General features: G+C 64.0%; 2 protein-coding genes. Both read right to left on the bottom strand.

The genetic code is table 11. From position 1 onward, the window contains the following. Window positions 1-122 precede the first annotated feature (122 nt). On the bottom strand, window positions 123-341 hold the full coding sequence (locus EXE44_RS17410) for a DUF5615 family PIN-like protein (protein WP_241988348.1): 219 nt from the start codon (window positions 339-341) through the stop codon (window positions 123-125). Between the two features lie 2 nt (window positions 342-343). Then, window positions 344-610, bottom strand: a complete 267-nt coding sequence (locus EXE44_RS17415) for a DUF433 domain-containing protein (RefSeq protein WP_092921914.1) — start codon at window positions 608-610, stop codon at window positions 344-346. Window positions 611-814: the final 204 nt, after the last annotated feature.

Raw genomic sequence — 814 nt, forward strand, 5'->3', positions numbered from 1 at the left:
ATCGTACAAGTAGCTCAGGCCCACCCGTCCGGGACGACCTCGGCGATCCCGGTATGGTCGTCGTGCGCGTCATCGATCAGCCGGATAGCAGTTAGCACATCGCCGACAGGCGGCCGATCGAGTTAGTGGAAATACAGACAGCCACACCGTTCCGACAACTCGAAGAAGTCCTCGTCTGCGGTCAACACGACGTATTCGTTTTCGCGAGCGTACGCCGCGATGTCGGGATCGGTCGCACGAGGATCGAGCGCATCACGGACAGTGACTGCTCGAAGGTCTGGCGCTTCGATACGGGCGTCGATATACCGACGTGCGACGTTCTGGTCGCAGAGGAGCCGCATCACTACGGTGCGCGGCTCACGTCTGTCAGTCGGTCGCGAGTCGCGTTCGCCTCCGCTGCGATCGCTTCCGTCTCGTCGGGATTCGACTCGTAGTACTCGATAGCGGCGTCGACCTCATCGGCCGTCAGGCCGAACTCCTCGGTGACGGCCGCCCTCGACCGGCCGTGCTCGTGGACCAGCGACCCTACCTGGTGGACGCCGACGCGCGTCCCCTCCGCCCTGGGTTTCCCGCCGAGTACGTTCGGCGTCGAAACCACGGGGATAGTCACGCCAGTAGTAGTTTTCCTTCGTGAATCGACATAACGCCTCGCCGAAGACGTCGCCTAGACCGTGCGCCACTCTACGGAAACGTGCTCGGGACGACACGTCCACCTGCTCCGGACGTATCCAACTGCGGGGCGCTCCCACCGACCGATCGGCGTCAGGACGCCTCGACGGCTCTGCCGGCGGCGACGAGGAAGCCGATGATGGCG

Source organism: Halorubrum sp. SS7 (assembly GCF_005435055.1).
GTDB lineage: Archaea > Halobacteriota > Halobacteria > Halobacteriales > Haloferacaceae > Halorubrum > Halorubrum salinarum.